The sequence below is a fragment of the Bartonella sp. AP19HLJMH genome, from assembly GCF_042196245.1.
GTDB lineage: Bacteria > Pseudomonadota > Alphaproteobacteria > Rhizobiales > Rhizobiaceae > Bartonella.
This window is the reverse complement of the sequence record NZ_JBHIPX010000065.1, coordinates 1-1,168: the sequence shown is the minus strand read 5'-3', so window position 1 is coordinate 1,168 and position 1,168 is coordinate 1. Positions and strand designations below refer to the sequence as shown.

General features: G+C 44.3%; 2 protein-coding genes. Both read right to left on the bottom strand.

What is annotated here, in order from left to right:
• Positions 1–247: 247 nt before the first annotated feature.
• The gene (locus ACFINR_RS09370) at positions 248–475 is read right to left on the bottom strand and encodes a hypothetical protein (RefSeq protein WP_375630758.1); all 228 of its coding nucleotides are present in this window, start codon (positions 473–475) and stop codon (positions 248–250) included.
• Complete coding sequence (locus tag ACFINR_RS09365; protein ID WP_375651361.1) at positions 472–1,134, bottom strand: lysozyme; 663 nt, start codon at positions 1,132–1,134, stop codon at positions 472–474. The genes ACFINR_RS09370 and ACFINR_RS09365 overlap by 4 nt, the downstream gene beginning before the upstream one ends.
• Between the last annotated feature and the right edge of the window lie 34 nt (positions 1,135–1,168).

Below are 1,168 nucleotides of genomic sequence, written 5' to 3'. Positions count from 1 at the left end.
ATCAATTTCATGATGCGTGACATCATCTTTAAGCCTTGATAGGTCTCTATCATCTCGTGAAGGAGCTGTTGTTCTGTTTCTGTAAGACCTTTATCTTTGCTGCTTCGTTTCTTGACCATCTTTCCAACCACATAAATGGGCTCCCTGCTTGTTATGCTTCAAAATATCTCTTGCAAGGTTGGAACTGATGACCGCAACATCCTTATTATCCAAATAAATGGGCAACCAGCCACCACAAGAAACAGACCTATTTGCCGCGCACCCAACGAGAAAGTTCAGAGCGCACACCACCATCACTTTTTTGATTAACTTCATTTTCTACCTCAAGACGGGTTGTTGCTGTCTTTAAAGCATTCTCTGTTTGCTTTTGCCGTTCGCTTTGCTTGCCAAGCTGAAACGCCTTGGCTAAAGCCATAAAAAAAACGGCTAAAGCCGCTGTAAACATAAGAGAATATTTCTTTAGCCAAAAAATCATAAGCGTTGCTCCCCAAACCGCTTGGCGACAATCACTATGCCCGTTACAGCCGCTAAAACCATGATGCCTGCTAAAGCCCATTGCACCGGACCATTGCCAACCAACAAGCCTCCAAACCCCGAACAAGACCCTATAATCGGGGCAAGTGCTTCTATCTTTAAAAGACCGCTTGCTGTTTTCGTTTCTACCCTTTGATAATTCGAAGAAACATAAGCCCCTTTTACCCATAATCCCGCTTCTGCTGCTCGACGGTTGGCTAAACCCGCAAGAGGCTTCCCACCGACCTTATTCCATTTCTGTAATTCTAAGGGTACGGCTTCATAATCCCCTTGATTAAGCTTCTTCAACAAGGTTGACTTGCGAAAAGCAGCTGTTCCTACATTATAGCAAAATGAGACCAATGCCGCGAATTGGCAATCCGTTAACGAAACCGTCACCGATTCCTCTACCGTCTGCTCAAATTGCTTTAAGTCTTCACAAAGGATTTCTTCCGCTTGCTTTTGGCTAATACACATGCCTTTTTTGACAAGGGGGTGACCCGCATTGCTGGTGTGACCATAACCAATCGTCCAGATACATGCCGTGTCTCTATATGCCTCTAAACGCAAACCTTCCCATTGTTTGATAAGCTCTAATCCTTCTTTCGATATCTTTCTCATCTGACGCTCCATAAAAAAAGCCCCACAAAAGTGG

Excerpts from the sequence above, each read along its gene's own strand:
- ACFINR_RS09370 (WP_375630758.1), bottom strand. The coding sequence starts at position 475 with ATGATTTTTTGGCTAAAGAAATATTCTCTTATGTTTACAGCGGCTTTA.
- ACFINR_RS09365 (WP_375651361.1), bottom strand. The coding sequence starts at position 1,134 with ATGAGAAAGATATCGAAAGAAGGATTAGAGCTTATCAAACAATGGGAA.